The 19,076-nt window shown below is 61.9% G+C and carries 17 protein-coding genes; 11 read left to right on the top strand and 6 right to left on the bottom strand.

The window, feature by feature from the left end; all coding sequences use genetic code 11:
• Positions 1 to 10: 10 nt before the first annotated feature.
• The gene (locus tag RS887_RS07805) at positions 11 to 430 is read right to left on the bottom strand and encodes a hypothetical protein (protein ID WP_008022979.1); all 420 of its coding nucleotides are present in this window, start codon (positions 428 to 430) and stop codon (positions 11 to 13) included.
• Positions 431 to 539: 109 nt separating this feature from the next.
• On the opposite strand from RS887_RS07805, the gene hrpB reads away from it, so the two are divergent.
• On the top strand, positions 540 to 3,056 hold the full coding sequence (gene hrpB / locus RS887_RS07800; protein WP_322614956.1) for an ATP-dependent helicase HrpB: 2,517 nt from the start codon (positions 540 to 542) through the stop codon (positions 3,054 to 3,056).
• Between the two features lie 118 nt (positions 3,057 to 3,174).
• On the opposite strand, the gene RS887_RS07795 is transcribed toward hrpB, so the two are convergent.
• Positions 3,175 to 4,095: a LysR family transcriptional regulator gene (locus tag RS887_RS07795; RefSeq protein ID WP_277532026.1), complete on the bottom strand. Its 921-nt coding sequence runs from the start codon at positions 4,093 to 4,095 to the stop codon at positions 3,175 to 3,177.
• A 226-nt stretch (positions 4,096 to 4,321) separates the two neighbouring features.
• Between RS887_RS07795 and RS887_RS07790 the strand changes: the two genes are divergently transcribed.
• From RS887_RS07790 to RS887_RS07770, 5 genes are all read left to right on the top strand, one after another.
• Positions 4,322 to 5,812 carry an aldehyde dehydrogenase gene (locus RS887_RS07790; RefSeq protein WP_322614955.1) on the top strand — a complete coding sequence of 497 codons (1,491 nt, stop codon included), beginning with the start codon at positions 4,322 to 4,324 and terminating at the stop codon, positions 5,810 to 5,812.
• Between the two features lie 21 nt (positions 5,813 to 5,833).
• Positions 5,834 to 7,204, top strand: a complete 1,371-nt coding sequence (locus tag RS887_RS07785) for an aspartate aminotransferase family protein (protein ID WP_322614954.1) — start codon at positions 5,834 to 5,836, stop codon at positions 7,202 to 7,204.
• Positions 7,205 to 7,596: 392 nt separating this feature from the next.
• The gene (locus RS887_RS07780; RefSeq protein WP_322614953.1) at positions 7,597 to 8,583 is read left to right on the top strand and encodes an ABC transporter substrate-binding protein; all 987 of its coding nucleotides are present in this window, start codon (positions 7,597 to 7,599) and stop codon (positions 8,581 to 8,583) included.
• A gap of 8 nt (positions 8,584 to 8,591) precedes the next feature.
• The gene (locus RS887_RS07775) at positions 8,592 to 9,395 is read left to right on the top strand and encodes an ABC transporter permease (protein ID WP_111288247.1); all 804 of its coding nucleotides are present in this window, start codon (positions 8,592 to 8,594) and stop codon (positions 9,393 to 9,395) included.
• Entirely contained in the window at positions 9,383 to 10,216 is an 834-nt protein-coding gene (locus RS887_RS07770; protein ID WP_322614952.1) for an ABC transporter ATP-binding protein, read from the top strand. Before RS887_RS07775 ends, RS887_RS07770 begins: the two co-directional genes overlap by 13 nt.
• Before the next feature lie 186 nt (positions 10,217 to 10,402).
• On the opposite strand, the gene RS887_RS07765 is transcribed toward RS887_RS07770, so the two are convergent.
• Both RS887_RS07765 and RS887_RS07760 read right to left on the bottom strand, forming a co-directional pair.
• Complete coding sequence (locus RS887_RS07765; protein WP_322614951.1) at positions 10,403 to 11,482, bottom strand: endonuclease/exonuclease/phosphatase family protein; 1,080 nt, start codon at positions 11,480 to 11,482, stop codon at positions 10,403 to 10,405.
• Between the two features lie 66 nt (positions 11,483 to 11,548).
• Positions 11,549 to 12,223 (bottom strand): hypothetical protein, encoded by a 675-nt coding sequence (locus RS887_RS07760; RefSeq protein WP_322614950.1) that lies wholly within the window; start codon positions 12,221 to 12,223, stop codon positions 11,549 to 11,551.
• A gap of 179 nt (positions 12,224 to 12,402) precedes the next feature.
• Between RS887_RS07760 and RS887_RS07755 the strand changes: the two genes are divergently transcribed.
• From RS887_RS07755 to RS887_RS07745, 3 genes are all read left to right on the top strand, one after another.
• The gene (locus RS887_RS07755) at positions 12,403 to 13,173 is read left to right on the top strand and encodes a DUF2076 domain-containing protein (RefSeq protein WP_322614949.1); all 771 of its coding nucleotides are present in this window, start codon (positions 12,403 to 12,405) and stop codon (positions 13,171 to 13,173) included.
• A gap of 121 nt (positions 13,174 to 13,294) precedes the next feature.
• On the top strand, positions 13,295 to 13,774 hold the full coding sequence (locus RS887_RS07750) for an NYN domain-containing protein (protein ID WP_008022614.1): 480 nt from the start codon (positions 13,295 to 13,297) through the stop codon (positions 13,772 to 13,774).
• Positions 13,775 to 13,796: 22 nt separating this feature from the next.
• Positions 13,797 to 14,408 (top strand): 3'-5' exonuclease, encoded by a 612-nt coding sequence (locus tag RS887_RS07745; RefSeq protein WP_322614948.1) that lies wholly within the window; start codon positions 13,797 to 13,799, stop codon positions 14,406 to 14,408.
• Positions 14,409 to 14,529: 121 nt separating this feature from the next.
• Here RS887_RS07745 and RS887_RS07740 read toward each other — a convergent pair whose 3' ends face one another.
• A complete protein-coding gene (locus tag RS887_RS07740) occupies positions 14,530 to 14,985 on the bottom strand; it encodes an Lrp/AsnC family transcriptional regulator (protein ID WP_057713188.1) in 456 nt (151 codons plus the stop codon).
• Between the two features lie 164 nt (positions 14,986 to 15,149).
• Between RS887_RS07740 and yedA the strand changes: the two genes are divergently transcribed.
• Both yedA and RS887_RS07730 read left to right on the top strand, forming a co-directional pair.
• Positions 15,150 to 16,091: a drug/metabolite exporter YedA gene (gene yedA, locus RS887_RS07735; protein ID WP_322614947.1), complete on the top strand. Its 942-nt coding sequence runs from the start codon at positions 15,150 to 15,152 to the stop codon at positions 16,089 to 16,091.
• Between the two features lie 65 nt (positions 16,092 to 16,156).
• Positions 16,157 to 17,497, top strand: coding sequence for a DEAD/DEAH box helicase (locus RS887_RS07730; RefSeq protein ID WP_322614946.1), 1,341 nt, complete (start codon positions 16,157 to 16,159; stop codon positions 17,495 to 17,497).
• A 117-nt stretch (positions 17,498 to 17,614) separates the two neighbouring features.
• On the opposite strand, the gene RS887_RS07725 is transcribed toward RS887_RS07730, so the two are convergent.
• Positions 17,615 to 18,856: a TIGR03862 family flavoprotein gene (locus tag RS887_RS07725; RefSeq protein WP_322614945.1), complete on the bottom strand. Its 1,242-nt coding sequence runs from the start codon at positions 18,854 to 18,856 to the stop codon at positions 17,615 to 17,617.
• Positions 18,857 to 19,076 lie beyond the last annotated feature (220 nt).

The following is a 19,076-nucleotide window of genomic DNA, read 5'->3' as shown; positions in this document are numbered from 1 at the left end:
CGCGCAGGGATTACGCGGCTGGTTGCAGGCCGAACATTGCCAGTTGTTGGGCGCTGCCTTTGCTCTGGATCAGGCGTGGATCGTCCAGCGGGAAGCTGCGGCCCAGTTCGCTTTCCAGAATAGTCTGCAACTTGCGGTTATCGACCTTGCCGTCGGGGCCGATGGCGTCCTTGAGTTTTTGCGGGTCGACCTGGGCGGTCTTGCCCGGCTCGAAATAAATCGCGCCGGTGGCGAAGTCCACGGCAAATGCGATCAGGCCGGGAATGATGTAGAACAGCAGGCCCACGGCGTCGAGCGCGGCAATGGCCGGGTCGATCTTGCCTTCGATCTGGCCACGGCGATCGGGGTAGAAGATCGAACCGCAGGCGGTCACTTGAGTCAGCAAGGTTGCGACCAGAACACCGCCAATCAGGCGAAAGGGAGCACGCATTTGAAATCTCCTGGGTAATCTCGAAACGAAACGTCGTCGATATGAATTAAGACCCTGACGAACGCCTTGCAGTTCGCCGTTATACTCGGCCCTCTGTTTTGGAGCCAGCATGATTTCTTTGCCAATCGATGAAGTTTTACCCGCCCTGCGTGAAGCCCTCGCTACACGTCACGAAGCCGTGCTCGAAGCACCGCCCGGCGCCGGTAAGACCACCCGCGTGCCTTTGGCCTTGCTCAACGAGCCGTGGCTGGCCGGGCAGACCATCCTGATGCTCGAACCCCGCCGGTTGGCCGCGCGGGCGGCGGCGGAGCGGCTGGCCAGTGAGCTGGGGGAGAAGGTCGGCGAAACCGTGGGCTATCGCATTCGACTCGACAGCAAGGTCGGCCCCAACACCCGTATCGAAGTGGTCACGGAAGGCATCCTCACCCGGCGCCTGCAGGACGACCCGGCGCTGGAAGGCGTGGGGCTGCTGATCTTCGATGAGTTTCACGAGCGTAGTCTCGATGCCGATCTGGCTCTGGCCCTGAGTCTCAATGGCCGGGAACTGTTTCGTGATGACCAACCGCTGAAAATCCTGCTGATGTCCGCGACCCTGGAAGGCGAGCGCCTGGCCGGGTTGCTGGACGACGCGCCGATCCTGCGCAGCGAAGGGCGCATGTTCCCGGTGGCGATGCGTTGGGGGCGGCCGTTCCAGGCCGGTGAATTCATCGAGCCGCGTCTGGTGCAGACCATCCTTGAAGCCTTGAACGACGAGACCGGCAGTGTGCTGGTGTTCCTGCCGGGGCAGGCGGAAATCCGGCGAGTGCATCAGCAACTGGCCGATGCGCTGGGCGATAACCCACAGGTTCTGTTGTGTCCGTTGCACGGTGAACTGGACCTGGCGGCGCAACGGGCGGCAATCGATCCGGCACCGGCAGGCAAACGTAAAGTGGTACTGGCCACCAACATCGCCGAGACCAGCCTGACCATCAACGGCGTACGAGTGGTGATCGATGCCGGGCTGGCGAGGGTGCCGCGTTTCGATCCCGGCAGCGGCATGACCCGCCTCGACACCCAGCGCATTTCCAAGGCCAGTGCCACTCAGCGGGCGGGCCGGGCCGGGCGCCTGGAACCCGGCGTGTGTTATCGCTTGTGGTCCCAGGACCAGCACGAGCAGCTGGCGGCCTATGGCACCGCGGAAATCCTTTCGGCGGACCTCGCCGGGCTGGCCTTGCAACTGGGGCGCTGGGGCGTGACACCAGGTCAACTGGTGTGGCTCGACGTTCCACCCGCAGCGGCTTATGCGCAGGCTCAGGACTTGCTTGAACGCTTGGGCGCACTGGAGGGCGATGCGCTGACCCGTCACGGTCAGGCCATGGCCGAACTGCCAGCGCATCCGCGCATCGCGCATTTGCTGTTGCGCGGCCAGGCTCTGGGGCTGGCGGACATGGCCTGCGACGTCGCGGCGCTGCTCGGCGAGCGCGATATCCTGCGCGGCGGCGGGGCGGACTTGCACAGCCGATTGGTGCTGCTGTCTGGCGAAGAACGCGCCGCACGCGGTGCTCAGGGGGGCGTGCAGCGCGCACGGCAATTGGCGCGGCAGTACCGTGGTTATCTGCGGGGTCAAGCGTCGGAACCAGTCAGCGATCCCGAGCATCCGCGCTGGTTGGGTGCGTTGCTGGCGCTGGCCTATCCCGACCGGGTCGCCCAACAACGCCGTGCCGGTGGTGCGGAGTATCGCCTGGCCAACGGTCGCGCAGCATTGTTCGCTGAGGCGGACAGCCTGATGAAGCAGCCGTGGCTGGTGATCGCCGATCTGGGCAGTCGTCAGGGCCAGCGTGAGGAGCGGATCTATCTGGCGACGGACTTCGATCCGGCGTTGTTCGATTCGGTACTGTCCGAGCAGGTGCGCTGCGTCGATCAACTGGATTGGGATGAACGTGAAGGCGTACTTCGGGCCGAGCGCCAACGCAAGGTTGGCGAGTTGATCCTCAGTCGTGAACCGCTCACCGGCCTCGACGAAAGCGCACGCAGCCAGGCGCTGGTGAATCTGGTACGGCGCAAAGGGCTGGAGCTGTTGCCGTGGACGCCGGAGCTGCGTCAGTGGCAGGCGCGGGTCGCGTTGTTGCGGCAACTGGACCTCGCCGGCAAGGGCGAGAGCGAGTGGCCGGATGTCAGTGACGCAGCATTGCTAAAAAGCCTGGAACATTGGCTGATGCCATATCTGGGCAAGGTTTCCCGGCTCAGTCACTTCGCCAATCTGGACCTGTCGAGCATTGTCCACAACTTGCTGCCTTGGCCGCTGCCGCAGCGGCTGGACGAACTGGCGCCGCATCATTTGAGCGTGCCGTCGGGCTCCTCTATTCGCTTGGACTACAGCGAACAGCCGCCGATTCTGGCGGTGCGTTTGCAGGAACTGTTCGGCCTGGCCGAAACCCCGCGCATTGCGGGGGGGCGGCAGGTAGTGAAACTGCATCTGCTGTCTCCGGCGCGGCGGCCGGTGCAGGTGACGCAGGACCTGGCCAACTTCTGGCGCAGCACCTACGCCGAGGTGAAGAAAGATTTGAAGGGGCGGTATCCGAAGCATTACTGGCCGGATGATCCGCTGGTGGCGGAGGCGACTGCGCGGATCAAACCGCGTAAATAACCGCCAAGGCAACACCCAACCTGTGGCGAGGGAGCTTGCTCCCGCTGGACTGCGTAGCAGGCCTGTTTTTTGGGGCCGCTGCGCGACCCAACGGGAGCAAGCTCCCTCGCCACAGAAGTTACTGTGATCTCTCGGATTTGGCGGTCAGCTGCTCGCGGCAATAGTCAGCAAACAACTGCGCCGGTTTGGTCAGTTGCCCGCGTTTGAGCCACGCCGCCACCAGTCCTGAACCGGTGACGTCTTCGGCGATGTCCACGCACACCACTTTCTGTCCGTCGTAGGTGCACTCCGAATGCGGCTTGGTCACCAGGATCGAGAAACCAAAGCCTTGTCCGACCATGCCGCGCACCATCTCGATCGATGGCGAGCTGAAGGCGATGCGTGGGGTCAGTCCCAGCTCATCGAACAGGCTGACGAAGTAGGTCCGGCTCGGCTGCACGTCCAGAAGAATCATCGGCTCCAGGCACAGGTCCCGCAGCGACACTTGCGCCTGCTGGGCGAAGCGGTGATCCGCCGGTAGCAATGCGTAAGGCCGTTGCGCTGGCATCAGCGGTTCGGTCTCGATGGTGCCGTCGAGGTCGTGCTCGTAGAGGATCGCCAGATCGAAGGCCCCGGAGGTCAGGCCTTGCACCAGCTCTTGCTGCTCGCCGTCACGGATGCGGATTTCCACCCCCGGGTACAACGCCGAAAACCCGGCGATCAATTGCGGCAGGTACAGCGGCGCGACGGTTTCGAAACAGCCGATATCGATCTGCCCGGACACCACATCGTTGTCGGCCAAGGCGTTCTGCTCGAACTCCCTGGCCATGCGCAGCAGTTCCTGGGCCTTGCGGTAAAAGCGTGCACCGCTGGGGGTCAGCGACACGCCCTGGGCGTGATGGCGGATCAGCAGTTGCACGCCGAAACTGTCTTCCAGCCCTTTGATGGCCGTGGAGATCGAAGGCTGGGCGATGTACAGCTTGCGCGAGGCCTCGGCGACGCTGCCGCACTCGACGGTGGTGATGAAGTATTTCAGTTGACGCAGATTGTAGGCAGCCACAGCAAACCTCGGGGGAGAACGAATCAGGCATCCAGGCAATTTGCGCACCACCCCTATCCGCTCGGGCAGCGATTTGTTGTGGTTGAACAATAACCACATGCTGCGCCAGAAGGGAGATTGGCTACGTAGTTTTTTCTTGGCCTGCGAACACATTTTTACTGGTTTTCCACCGCTTGAGCCTGAGCGACTATCCAATACACAAGAATGTCCTCTGGAGCATCTGAACGTGTTCGAGCTTGAGTATTGGCAACGCAAGGCCGCTTCCCTGCGGTTTCCCGACCAGGCCGTGATCGACGGGCAGCGCCGTGCGGCGCAGTCGGGACAGACTTTCGCCGCGATCAACCCCGCCACCGGCCAGTGCCTGGCCAACGTTGCCGCCTGCGGCGAAGACGACGTGAACGCAGCGGTGCGCAATGCGCGGCAGGTCTTCGAGGCGGGCACCTGGGCTGCGCGCTCACCGACCGAACGCAAGCAAGTGCTGTTGCGCCTGGCCGATTTGATCCTCGACCACCGCGAAGAACTGGCGCTGCTCGACTCGCTGAACATGGGCAAGCCCGTTGCGGATGCCTACAACATCGATGTGCCGGGCGCCGCGGGAGTGTTCCGCTGGTACGCCGAGAGCCTCGACAAACTCTACGATCAGGTCGCGCCGAGTGCACAGAACGTGCTGGCGACCATCACCCGCGAAGCCCTTGGCGTGGTGGCGGCCGTGGTGCCGTGGAATTTCCCCCTGGACATGGCCGCGTGGAAACTCGCCCCGGCCCTGGCTTCGGGCAATTCGGTGATTCTCAAACCGGCCGAGCAGTCGCCGTTTTCGGCCTTGCGTCTGGCTGAGCTGGCGCTGGAAGCGGGTATTCCTCCCGGTGTACTCAATGTGCTGCCGGGCCTCGGCGAGCAGACCGGCAAGGCCCTGGGCCTGCACCCGGACGTTGATTGCCTGGTGTTCACCGGCTCCACTGAAGTCGGCAAATATTTCATGCAGTACTCGGCCCAGTCGAACCTCAAGCAGGTGTGGCTGGAGTGCGGCGGCAAGAGCGCCAACCTGGTGTTCGCCGATTGTCAGGATCTGGACCTGGCGGCCGAGAAAGCCGCATTCGGCATCTTCTTCAATCAGGGCGAAGTCTGCTCGGCCAACTCGCGATTGCTGGTGCAGCGCTCGATTCATGACGAGTTCGTCGAACGCCTCAAGGCCCAGGCCGAACGCTGGCAGCCGGGAGATCCGCTGGATCCGTCGAGCGCCGCCGGGGCCATCGTCGACAGCCGTCAGACTGCACGCATTATGAAGTTCATCCAGCAGGCCGAACTGCAGGGTGCGACAAAAGTCTGCGGTGGTCGGCAGTCGATCTTCAATGGCAGCGACAACTTCATTCAGCCGACGATTTTCACCGGCGTGACGCCTGACATGCCGCTGTTTCGCGATGAAGTGTTCGGCCCGGTACTGGCCGTCACGGCGTTCGACGACGAGGCCCACGCCTTGCAATTGGCCAACGACAGCGTCTACGGCCTGGCGGCCTCGCTGTGGACAGACGACCTCAACCACGCCCACCGTGTGGCGCGACAGTTGCGAGCGGGCACGGTGTCGGTCAACAGCGTCGATGCACTGGACGTGACCGTGCCTTTTGGCGGCGGCAAGCAGTCGGGTTTCGGCCGCGACCTGTCCCTGCATTCATTCGATAAATACACCCAGTTGAAGACCACCTGGTTTCAATTGCGCTGATAACAAAACGGAGAAACGGCGATGACCACACCACGTGAAACCCGCGACTACCAGGCCGCCGACGCTGCGCACCACATCCATGCGTTCGTCGATCAGAAAGCCCTCAATGACGAGGGGCCACGGGTGATGGTCCGTGGCGAGCGCCTGCACCTGTGGGACAACGATGGCCGACGTTACCTCGACGGCATGTCCGGGTTGTGGTGCACCAACCTCGGTTACGGGCGTAAGGACCTGGCGGCCGCGGCGAGCCAGCAGCTGGAACAGCTGCCGTACTACAACATGTTTTTCCACACCACCCACCCGCAGGTGATCGAGCTGTCCGAACTGTTGTTCAGCCTGCTGCCGGGTCACTACAGCCACGCGATCTACACCAACTCCGGCTCTGAAGCCAACGAGGTGCTGATCCGCACGGTGCGTCGTTACTGGCAGGTGCTCGGCAAGCCCGAGAAGAAAATCATGATCGGCCGCTGGAACGGTTACCACGGTTCGACCCTGGCCGCGACGGCGCTCGGTGGCATGAAATTCATGCACGAAATGGGCGGCATGATTCCGCACATCGAGCACATCGACGAGCCGTACTTCTTCGCTCACGAGGGCAACCTGACGCCGGCTGAATTCGGCCTGCGCGCGGCACAGCAACTGGAAGCGAAGATTCTCGAGCTGGGCGCGGACAAGGTTGCAGGCTTCATCGCCGAACCGTTCCAGGGTGCCGGCGGCATGATCTTCCCGCCAGAAAGCTACTGGCCGGAAATCCAGCGCATCTGCCGCCAGTACGATGTGCTGCTGTGCGCCGATGAAGTGATCGGTGGCTTCGGTCGTACCGGCGAATGGTTCGCCCACGAGTACTTCGGTTTCGAGCCGGACACCCTGTCCATCGCCAAGGGCCTGACCTCGGGCTACATCCCCATGGGGGGCTTGATCCTGTCGAAGAAAATGGCCTCGGTGCTGGTGGAGCAGGGCGGCGTGTTTGCCCACGGCCTGACCTATTCCGGGCACCCGGTGGCGGCGGCGGTGGCGATTGCCAACCTCAAGGCCCTGCGCGATGAAGGCGTGGTGACGCGGGTCAAGGATGACATCGGCCCGTACCTGCAACAGTGCCTGCGCGAAGTGTTCGGCAAGCACCCGCTGGTGGGCGATATCCAGGGCACGGGCATGGTCGCGGCGCTGCAACTGGCCGAAGACAAAACCAGCCGCAAGCGTTTTTCCAACGAGAACGACATTGCGTGGCGCTGCCGTACGATTGGTTTTGAAGAGGGCGTGATCATTCGTTCCACACTGGGGCGGATGATCATGGCGCCGGCTCTGATTGCCAGTCGTGAGGAGATTGACGAACTGATCGCCAAGACCTTGAAGGCGGTGGATCGTACGGCGCAGGAATACGGCCGGATTTGATATGGCCGGAAGGTCCTTCGGACCTTGATCGCGGGCAAGCCCGCTCCCACAGGTTATGTGTAATGCCCAGATAATGCGGCCGACACAAACCCTGTGGGAGCGGGCTTGCCCGCGATGGCTATTGTCCATTCAACACATTCTCCAAGTCCTGCACCCACCTCGGGCATCCCCGCCCACAGCGCCCTTTGGCAGTGCGCACTAACGAGTTTTTTCATCGTTCGCATCCACATATTTCCTCATTTTCCTAAGCCCGCCCTTGGGCCACCATCGATCTCGCCAGCCCGCCGAATGCTGCCCACCGAAGGGTCCATCAGAGACCACAGGTTGCAGCCGATTCAGGGCTCGCCGTACTGCCCATGACAAAACTAAATCAACAGCTTTGGGAGTGCTCCATGATCAAGTCCTTGCTTACGTGCGTTGCCCATCCACTGGCGGTCACCGCCATCGCCGCGACGGTCGCCACCAGCGCCCAGGCCGGCACCCTGTCCATCGGTCATACCACCTGGGTCGGCTACGGCACCCTGTACCTGGCCCAGGACCTGGGCTACTTCAAGGAAAACGGTTTGACCGTCGAGTTGCCGGTGGTCGAGGAAGCGGCGATGTACATGGCCGCACAAGCTTCCGGCGAGTTGTCCGGATCGGCGTCGACCATCGACGAGGTGCTCAAGTACCGTCCGCAGTTCTGCTTCAAGGCCGTGGCCGCGCTGGACGACAGCCATGGTGGCGATGGTGTGCTGGTGGGCAAGGACGTCAAGAGCCTGCAAGAGCTCAAAGGCCAGGCCGTGGCGGTGAACGAAGGTTCGACCTCGCAGTTCTGGTTGTCGTATCTGCTGAAAAAGAACGGCATGAAAATGAGTGACATCACCGTGCAGAACATGACGGCCGACGATGCCGCCACTGCGTTCATCGCCGGTCGCGTACCCGCTGCCGTGACCTGGGAGCCGCACCTGTCGATGGTGCGCGACAAGCAGCAGGGCAAGGTGTTGGTCGACAGCAGCAGCACACCGGGGGTGATCGTCGACGTGGTCGCACTAAACTGCACCGTCATCGAAAAACAGCCGGAGGACGTCAAGGCACTGGTGGCCGGTTTGTACAAAGCCGTGCAGTACACCAAGGATCATCCGCAGGAAGCCTACAAGATCATGGCCAAGGGCGTTGGTGGTTATCTGGCCGATCCGAAGGAGCTCGAAGCGGCCGCCAAGGGCGTGCGTTTCTACGACCAGGCCATGAGCGAAAAACTGCTGGGCGCGCCGGGCAAACCGGGTGACAGCGCACCGCTGATCAAACTGGCCAACGAGACCGCCAGCGAGCTGCAAGGCAAACCCTACAACGTCAGCAATGACGACCTGATCGACAACCGTTTCGTTACCCCGCTCTAGGAGGCTGCATGTTCAAGCGCAATTCATGGCTGAGCCGCTGCATCACGCCCAAGACCGGTTTGCCGGTCTCGGTGATCTGGAGCGCGAGCGGGTTGGCCTGGGTGCTGTTGGTCGGCCTGTGGGCCGGGTTGTCCTACGGCGGCGTGGTGCCGGGCATGTTCCTGCCCACGCCCGGCGCGGTGGTCGAGGCCGCCGTACGCCTGAGCCGCGACGGCACCCTCGGCCAGCACGTGTGGGCCAGCGTCGAAGTGGTGATGGTCGGGTTCATTGTGTCGTCCCTGGTGGCGGTGCCGCTGGGTTTGCTGATGGGCAGCTTCCGCATCGTCCAGGCCTTCCTTGAGCCGTTGGTGAATTTCATTCGCTACCTGCCGGTAACCTCGTTCGTGCCGCTGTTCATCCTGTGGATCGGCATCGGTCTGGAGCAGCGGGTGTCGGTGATCATTTTCGGCGTGTTCTTCCAGCAACTGGTGATGATCGCGGACGTGTCCAAGGGCATCTCCAAGGACCTGATCAACGCCTCCTATACCCTCGGTTCGAACCGTCGCGATGCGGTGCTGCATGTGATCGCTCCGGCGTCCTTGCCAGGAGTGCTCGACACCCTGCGCGTGACCATGGGCTGGGCCTGGACTTACCTGGTGGTGGCTGAACTGGTCGCCGCTTCCAGTGGCTTGGGTTACCTGAGCCTCAAGGCCATGCGTGGCTTTCAGGTGGACGTGATTTTCCTCGCCATCGCGATCATCGGTCTGTTGGGCCTGGTCACCGATCAACTGTTCCGTTTCCTACGCCTGAGGATCACCGCATGGGCTCAGTAACCGCCGCCACTCATCGTTTTGTCGCCCCTCAGACCGCCCCGGTGAACGTGCCACGGCTGCAAGTGGACAAGGTCAGCCTGAGCTACAGGAAACCCGATGGCGGAACCTTTACCGCGTTACAGGAGGTGTCGTTCGAGGTGCCGGACCAGCAATTCGCTGTGCTGGTGGGGCCTTCGGGCTGCGGCAAGTCGAGCCTGATGTACCTCACCGCTGGCCTGGCCGAACCGACCTCAGGCGAGATTTACGTCGGCGGCCAACAGGTGGAAGGGCCCGGTGCGGATCGCGGCATGGTGTTCCAGAGCTACACGCTGTTCCCGTGGCTGACGGTGCGCCAGAACGTCGAGTTCGGTCTCAAGCGGCGGGGCATGCCGGCGGCGCAACGCAAGGACATCGTCGACTACTACGTCAATGAAGTGGGCCTGAGCGGCTTTGCCGACAACTACGCCAAGCAGTTGTCTGGCGGGATGATGCAGCGTGTCGCCATTGCCCGGGCGCTGGCCAATGACCCGCAGATCCTGCTGATGGACGAACCCTTCGGTGCCCTCGACAGCCAGACGCGCCTGCAAATGCAGCAGTTGTTGCTGCGGGTCTGGGGCAACAGCAAGAAGACCGTGTTGTTCGTGACCCACGACATCGACGAAGCGATCCTGCTGGGTGACCGGGTGTATGTGATGGGCGCAAGGCCTGGGAGGATCAAGCAGATTCTGGATGTGCCGATTGAACGTCCACGCAACCTGGACATGGTCATGGAGCGCTCGTTCATCGAGATGAAGCGCGAGATCTTCGGGTTGCTGCATGATGATCTGGAGGAGGTGCATTAAGTCAGGTTTGCACAGACCCTGTGGGAGCGAGCCTTTGTGGCGAGGGGGCTTGCCCCCGTTCGGCTGCGCAGCAGTCGTAAACACTCTGTTCGAAAATCTTGGGGTCGCTACGCGACCCAACGAGGGCAAGCCCCCTCGCCACACAAGCCCCCTTCCACAGGTTTTGTGTCTGGCTGGAGTGAGGTGTCAGGGCGCAGCCGGCAACAGAAACCGGGCAATCACCGGCAGGTGATCGGAGATGCGCAACGTATCGTCCTGCCGCACCATCGCCTCCACCCGTTTGATCCTCGGGCTGTAGAACAGGTAGTCAACGGTCCGGTCCGGGCCGTTCAGCCCGGTATCGTTCGGGTAATGCGTCAGCCAGCGTTCGCGATCGATGCCACTGGCTTCGTTGTTGGTCGGGATCATCGGGTACTTGTCCCACAGAATGTGCAACGGGCTGTCGGCGGAGTAGGGCATGCGTTGCGCATCGGGCAGGCGTCGATACTGGCCCAGTGGCAACAAGTTGAAATCCCCGCCGATCAGCCACGGCGTGCCACGGCTTTCGAATTTATCGAGGGCCCTGGCCACTGCGTTCACCTGATGTTGCAAGGTATTGTCGGCCTGGGTCGCGCGGTCCAGGTGGGTATTGAGCACCGCCATCTGCCCACCGTCACTCAAAGGCAAGTAGCTCACCAGCAAAGCGTTTCTGGGTTTGAATTGACGGCTGACCGGATTGCCCGAGGCGACGGGCAGTTGCAGGCGTTCGGCATGTTCGATCTGGTAACGGCTCAGGGTCGCCAGTTGCCGACCGACGCTGCCGAAGATATGCGGGTTCGGTACGAAGTCGGCCTTCCAGTCGAAGGCGCTGGCGCTGCATGGGTACAGATCGGCGAGCCGTTCTTGCAGCAGTTTGAACTGGTGCTGGTAATCGCTGGTCTTGGCGCCGTCGTCCAGCTCCTGCAACAGCACGATGTCCGGTTGTTCGTCGCGAATCACCCGCGCCACTTCGTCGAGGCTGAAGGCCATGTCTTCCGGCGTTGGGCGTTCGTCGGTACCGGCGGCCAGGTCATTCCAGAACACGTAACGCTTGCCGGCCAGGTACTGGACGTTCCAGGTCATCACCTTCAGCACCTGTCCGGGGACCAGGGTGGGTGCCTGTGCACTGCAACTGACGGGCAACACTTCCTTGGCATCGGGGCGCCAGGTCAGGCTGTAGATCATTGCGGCGATCAGGCCGATCGCGATCAGCAGGCCCAGCAGAGTGTGGCGCAGTAGACGGGTCATGGCTCGGCTTATTGGCGTTACAAAATTGCCCCCGAGCATACCCGAGAGCGCTGGTCGCGCCCAAGGTCAGAGCGAGCTGTCACTTCTTTCAGTCAACGGGTTGATCAGCATGAACAGACGAAACAGCACCACGCTGGTAAACAGCTGCAGGAAACTGTGGGCGCTGTCGATCAGCAGCGAGATCACCGGGTTTTGCGGTTCCGGATACACCGCCAGGGTGACCCCCTTGAGCAGCCACAGCGGCCCCATCACACACAGAATGCACAGCAGGATGCGCATGAAATGACCGCGGGTCTGACGCAGGCTTTCCTTCATGGCCGCCAGCGGCGCCAGGCCGCGCAGCACCAGCAGGTATTCGCCAAACGCCAGGGTCACCATCAGGTAGATGCCCGGCAGGAAGTACAGCGACAGGCCCAGCAGAATCAGCACGGTATTGAGCGCCGTCAGCAGGGCGAAGCGCGGCCACAGGCTCGCCGCCATCGCCAGCAGGTCGCGGTTGCGCGGCGACTCGCCTCGGCTGCGGGCGTCGAGAAACAGAATCAGCGCGGCGGTGTACAGCGGGTACACCAGCAAGCCGACAATCACGCTGATACCGGGGAAACTGTCCGGCTCCGTGGAGTGGTCGACCACTTGTTGCAGCAGCGCCTCGAGAATCACCAGCGGCAGGCACAGCTGCACGATCTGGCCCAGATTGCGCTTGAAGAAATACAGCGAGTCACGCAGGACGTCTAACGGATTCATCAGTAGGTATCGCAGGTTGGAAGCAGTGGCTCACTTTAACCGAACAAGCACTCCGGGACGCAAACGTAAACGTTCGGTAAATGTCATTGAAACATCTTGTTTCAGCCTCCATTAAGGTCAGGCACCTTATCCTCAGTGGATAAAGGCAACGATTTCCCCCGGCAATCTACGAGGTCGCCATGAACAGCGAAGAACAAACCCTGATCGATGGACTGTTTTCCCGGCTGCAACAGGCCGAAACGGACTCAGCCCCGCGCGACGCCCAGGCCGAGGCGCGGATCAAGGAACACCTGACGCGTCAGCCCGCGGCAGGCTATTTCATGACCCAGGCGATTCTGGTGCAAGAGGCGGCGATCAAGAGCCTCGATGAACAGAACAGGCAGCTGACCCAGCAAGTCCAGCAGTTGCAGGCCGAATTGCAACAGGCAAAGGCTCAGGCGGCCCCAGCCCCGAGCAGTGGTGGCTTTTTGTCGAGCATTTTTGGTGGTGCTTCCCGTGAACCACAACCGGCACCGACCCAGAGCGCGCCGCCATCGAGCGGTGGCTGGCGTGAGCCGGGACGCTCATCGTTCGGCTCGCAAGCGCCGCAGCAGAACTTCGGTGCCCCGCCGCAAAACTTTCCACAACAGGGCTACGCCCCGCAACAGCAGGCTCCGGCAGCGGCCGGCAGCAGTTTCCTCGGTGGTGCGCTGAAAACCGCCGCCGGCGTGGCGGGTGGCGTGATGCTGGCACAAGGCATCAGCAGCCTGTTCCATCACAACCAGCAACCTGAAGTCGTCGAAGTCATCAAGGAAGAGCCGGCCCAGGTCAACGACCAGGGCAACAATGGTTGGGGCGATGACCAGCGCATGGCCGGTAACGACGCCTGGAGCCGCGATCAGGGCGGGTTCAGCGACGCTGATTACAGCGATGACTCGCTCTTCGGCGGCGACGACGATTCCTTCGTCTGACCTGCCATTCGTCCGGAGCGCAACGGCACTCCGGGCCGATTATTCGCGGAACAATCCTCCGGGCTGGCATACTGGGCGACTTTTCGGGCCTGGTGCCTGATTCAGCCTTTGAGGAATACCGGTGAAAAAAATCGCAGTGTTCGCCGATGTCCAGAACCTCTACTACACCGTGCGTCAGGCTTATGGTTGCCACTTCAACTATGCCGCGCTGTGGGCTGACGTCAGCAAGCAGGGCGAGATCGTCGAAGCCTACGCCTACGCCATCGACCGTGGCGACAGCAAACAGCAGCAGTTCCAGCAGATCCTGCGTAACCTCGGTTTCACCGTGAAGCTCAAGCCGTACATCCAGCGCAGCGATGGTTCGGCCAAGGGTGACTGGGACGTGGGCATCACCCTCGACATCATGGATGCCGCCGACCATGTCGATGAAATCGTCCTGGCCTCCGGCGATGGTGATTTCGACATGCTGCTGGAACGCATCATCAGCAAACACGGCGTGCAAGCGGTGGCCTACGGCGTGCCGGGCCTGACCGCCAACTCGCTGATCCGCGCCGCTAGCCGCTATGTGCCGATCGAAGGCGCGTTGCTGCTCAAGAATTGATTTTTACGGAGTTGAACCAGGTTTGGAACGCATCGCAGTCATCGACTTTGAAACCACCGGGATCTCCCCGAGCAGCAGCTGCCGGGCCACGGAAATTGCCGTGGTGATCCTTGAACAGGGGCGCATCGTCGAGCGTTACCAAAGCCTGATGAACGCCGGCGTACGCGTCCCGGCTTTCATCGAGCAACTCACCGGCATCAGCAACGCCATGCTGCGCACCGCGCCGTCGGCGGAGCAGGTGATGAACGAGGTCAATGAATTCGTCGGCACCACGCCACTGCTGGCGCACAACGCTGCGTTCGACCAGAAGTTCTGGGACTTTGAGCTCGGGCGAATCAAACGCACCCGCCTGCAGAACTTTGCCTGCTCGCTGCTGCTGGCCCGGCGCCTGATGCCCGCCGCGCCGAACCACAAGCTTGGCACCCTCACCACCTTCGCCAACCTGCCCGACACCGGCAAGGCCCACCGGGCCATGGCCGATGCCGAGATGGCGGCCAACCTGACCATACATCTGACCGAAGAGCTGCGGCAGAAGCACGGCTTGCGCGAGCTGTCCCATGACTTGCTGTGCAAGTTGCAGAAGGTCCCGGCGGCGAAAGTGGGCGAACACCTCAAGCGCTATCGCGGGTTTTGAATTCACCGCAAGTCTCCTGTGGGAGCGAGCTTGCTCGCGATAGCGGACTGTCAGTCAACAAAAATGTTGAATGTGATGGCCTCATCGCGAGCAAGCTCGCTCCCACAGGGACATCATTGCCTCAGGATTTGCCATTCCCTTCGATATGCCCCAACGGCACCCGCTTCTCTATCGCACTCGACAACACAATCGACGTCTTGCTGAACCCGAACGTGGCGATCCGGTTGATCAGCTCTTCCAGCTCCGGCATCGAACCCACCGCCGCTTGCATGATCACGCAGGGATCGCCGGTCACCCGATGGCATTCGGTCAGTTGCGGGATTTTGATCAGGTCGTCGTAGGCTTTCTGGTTGCCGTGCTGGTTAAGGCGCAGTTCGATCACACACTGGATCGGCAGACCGAGCTTGGCCATGTCGACCTTTGCCTGATAGCCGGTGATCACGCCGCTGGCTTCGAGCTTGGCCACGCGCTCGGCCACGGCCGGGGCCGACAGGTTGACCTTGCGCGCGAGATCCGCGTAGGACGCGCGACCGTTTTCCAGCAGGGCGCTGAGCAGCATGCGGTCGTACTTATCCATCGTGGCACTCCTGAATAATGACGGACTTTCAAAAACACGGTTAATAGCCATGAACTCCGTGTTTTGAAAAGTGTACTGGCGGTTTAAAAAGGTTTTGTAACTTATTTTCCGGCGCCAGCCTTTCTAGAATAGCCGTTCGCCTGTTCTGCCTGTGAGTTGCCCCCATGTCCGGCCTACGTCGCTTCCCCTTACCGTTGATCGCAGCCTTTTTCGCCTTGTACGTGATTTGGGGCTCGACTTACCTGGTGATCCGCATCGGCGTGGAGTATTGGCCGCCCTTGTTGCTCGCCGGAGTCCGCTTCGTCATTGCCGGGACCTTGATGTACGCCTTCCTGCGCTGGCGCGGGGCGCCGGCGCCGACCTGGGCGCAGTGGAAAGCCGCCGGGATCATCGGCGTATTGCTGCTGGCGTGTGGTAACGGGGCGGTCAGCGTGGCCGAACACACGGGCGTCGCTTCGGGTGTGGCCGCGTTGGCGGTGGCGACGGTGCCGCTGTTTACCTTGCTCTGTGGCTATTTCTGGGGCGCGCGTAATACCCGTCTCGAATGGGCGGGAATTGTGCTGGGGATGATCGGTATCGCCATGCTCAACCTTGGCTCCAACCTGCAATCGAGCCCGTTGGGTGCAGCTCTGCTGATTTTTGCGGCGGCCACCTGGGCCTTCGGTTCGGTGTGGAGCAAACATTTGCCGTTGCCTCAGGGCGCCATGGCCAGTGCCGTGGAAATGCTGGTGGGTGGCGTGGTGTTGCTGATCGGCAGTGCGATCAGTGGTGAACATATGGACAAGGTTCCGCCGATTGAAGGCTGGGCCGCGCTGGCGTACCTGACCGTGTTCGGTTCGATCATCGCCTTCAACGCCTACATGTACTTGTTGAAACACGTGCGTCCGGCGGCGGCTACCAGTTATGCCTACGTCAACCCGGCGGTGGCGGTGTTGCTGGGGATCGTGTTTGTCGGCGAGACCATCGGTATCGAAGAAGCACTGGCCATGCTGGTGATCATCAGCGCCGTTGTACTGATTGGCTTGCCGCAGTGGCGTCGTACGCCGGAACAGCTGGTGGCGAAGGTCGTGACGAAGGTCGTGCCGACTGAATCCCGTGTGAATTAGGGTAAACTGCGCGCCATTGCACTCTTGTTTCGCACAACCGCGCTGAATTTTCCTACGGTACTCCCATGACTTTCGCCACCCTTGGCCTGATCGAACCCTTGCTGCGCTCTCTCGAGAAGCTCGGCTACCAGACTCCGACGCCGGTTCAGGCGCAAGCCGTTCCGGCGGTGCTGGCTGGTCGCGACCTGATGGCCGCCGCCCAGACCGGCACCGGCAAGACCGCCGGTTTCGCCCTGCCGTTGTTGCAACTGCTGGCCATGGAAGGGCCGAAAGTCACCGCCAACTCGGTCCGCGCGCTGATCCTGGTGCCGACCCGCGAACTGGCCGAACAGGTTCACGAAGCCGTGCGCCAGTACGCAGAAAACCTGCCACTGCGTACTTACGCGGTGTACGGCGGCGTCAGCATCAACCCGCAAATGATGAAGCTGCGCAGCGGTGTCGATCTGCTGGTGGCGACCCCGGGCCGCTTGCTCGACCTGTTTCGCCAGAACGCGCTGAAGTTCAACCAGTTGCAAACCCTGGTGCTGGACGAAGCCGACCGCATGCTTGACCTGGGCTTCTCCGAAGAATTGGCGAACATCTACAAGGCGTTGCCGAAGAAGCGCCAGACCCTGCTGTTCTCCGCGACCTTCTCCGATGACATCCGCCTGCTGGCCGGGCAGATGCTCAACGATCCGCTGAGCATCGAGGTCAGCCCGCGCAACGTGGCGGCCAACACCGTCAAGCAATGGATCGTGACGGTAGACAAGAAGCGCAAGCCGGAACTGTTCGTGCACCTGATGCGCAAGGGCAAGTGGAAGCAGGTACTGGTATTCGCCAAGACCCGCAATGGCGTGGACGCGTTGGTGGAAAAACTCCAGGGCCTGGGCATCAACGCCGACGGCATCCACGGCGACAAACCCCAGGCAACCCGTCAGCGCGCACTGGACCGTTTCAAGGCCAGTGAAGTGCAGATTCTGGTCGCCACCGACGTGGCGGCCCGTGGTCTGGACATCGAAGACCTGCCGTTGGTGGTCAACTTCGACCTGCCAATCGTTGCTGAAGACTACATCCACCGCATCGGTCGTACCGGCCGCGCGGGTTCGACGGGCGAGGCGATTTCCCTGGTCTGCGCCGATGAAGTGAATCTGCTGTCGGCCATCGAGATGCTGACCCGTCAGACGCTGAAGCGGCAGAACGAGCCAGATTTTGAGCCGGAGCACCGCGTGCCGGACACCGATGCCAGCGGCCAGGTGATCAAGAAGCCGAAAAAACCGAAGAAGCCCAAGGCGTCCGGTGGTGGCGGTGGTAAACGCAATTTGGGCAAATGGGTGGATAGCGGCGAGGTTGCGCCGGCTGAGCCTTCGATCAAGCCTGTGCGCAAGGTGCCGGTGTTCAATACCGGGCCGCGTAAGCGTAAGCCTTGATTAACTTCGGCGTCAGTTAAGGCGCCTTCGCGAGCAAGCCCGCTCCCACAGGGGATCTGTGTCGTTCACAAATCCCCTGTGGGAGCGGGCTTGCTCGCGAAGGGCGCGCTGCGGTCTTCAATCTTTGCGCTGTAACCACTCCACCATCCCCAACCCCGCCGCTCGCCCACTGGCGAAACACGCGGTCAGCAGATAGCCGCCCGTCGGCGCCTCCCAATCGAGCATTTCCCCGGCGCAAAACACGCCAGGCATTTGCTTGAGCATCAATCGCTCATCCATCGCCTCGAACAACACACCGCCAGCGCTGCTGATCGCCTCGTCCAGCGGACGGGTCTTCACCAGTGTCAGTGGCAAAGCCTTGATCGCGTTGGCCAGCAAGGCCATATCGGCAAAGCAGTCGGCGCTGGTCAGTTCTCGCAATAGCGCCGCTTTCACCCCATCGATGCCCAACTGACTGTGCAGGTGCTTGGCCATGGAGCGCGATCCCCGGGGTTTGCTCAACGTCGCCTGGACTTTATCCACAGGCCGGCCCGGCAGCAGGTCCAGATGAATCGTTGCCGAACCCTGCTGGTTGATTGCCTCGCGGATCGGTGCCGACAGGGCGTAGATCAGGCTGCCTTCGATCCCGGTGGCGGTAATCACACATTCGCCGAGGCGGGGGACGTCGTCGTTAAGGCCGATGGCGATGTTTTTCAGCGGCGCGCCGGCGAATTTGCTGACCATCAATTCGCTCCAGGCCTGCACCTCGAAGCCGCAATTGCTCGGTTGCAAGGGCGCCAGTCCTACGCCGTGTTGCTCCAGTGGCTGCATCCATGCTCCGTCCGAGCCCAGGCGTGACCAACTGCCGCCACCGAGGGCGAGCAGGGTGACATCGGCTTCAACGGTCTTTTCGCCTTCCGGGCTGTCGATGCGCAATCCGCCATGCTCGTCCCAGCCGAGCCAGCGGTGGCGGGTGTGGATAACTACGCCACTGTCGCGCAGGCGCTTGAGCCAGGCGCGCAGCAGCGGCGCGGCTTTCATGTCGGTGGGGAATACCCGGCCGGAACTGCCGACGAAGGTATCGATGCCCAGTTCGTGAATCCACTGGCACAGCGCTTCGGCACCGAAGCCGCGCAGCAGCGGGGCGATTTGCGGGGCACGTTCGGCGTAGCGCGAGAGAAACGCAGGGTAGGCTTCGGAGTGAGTGATGTTCATGCCGCCGACACCGGCCAGGAGGAATTTTCGTCCGACCGAAGGCATGCCGTCGTACAGGTCGACCTTGATTCCGGCCTGGCTCAACACTTCAGCCGCCATCAGACCGGCGGGGCCGCCGCCGATGATGGCGACGCGGGAAGGGGAGGAGGTCGAAGATCGGGTCATGGAGTGCGCTGCGGTTTTGGCGAATGAAGCCGGGCATTCTACCAGCCCAGACCTCTGTAGGAGCGAGCCTGCTCGCGATGGTCTTGAACGATTACGCGGGAAACCAGATGCCCAGCGGCGACATTGCGTTTTTCGCGAGCAGGCTCGCTCCTACGGGGATCGTTGGTGAATTCGAGGGTTGGTTAAAAAACAACCACCGCTCTGTAGCCCAAGCCCCCCA

Origin of the sequence: Pseudomonas sp. BIC9C (genome assembly GCF_034541995.1) — a bacterium.
In the GTDB taxonomy this organism is placed as follows: Bacteria; Pseudomonadota; Gammaproteobacteria; order Pseudomonadales; family Pseudomonadaceae; genus Aquipseudomonas; species Aquipseudomonas fluorescens_CC.
Note: the sequence above shows the minus strand (reverse complement) of the source record. Positions and strands in the feature narration are given on the sequence as shown.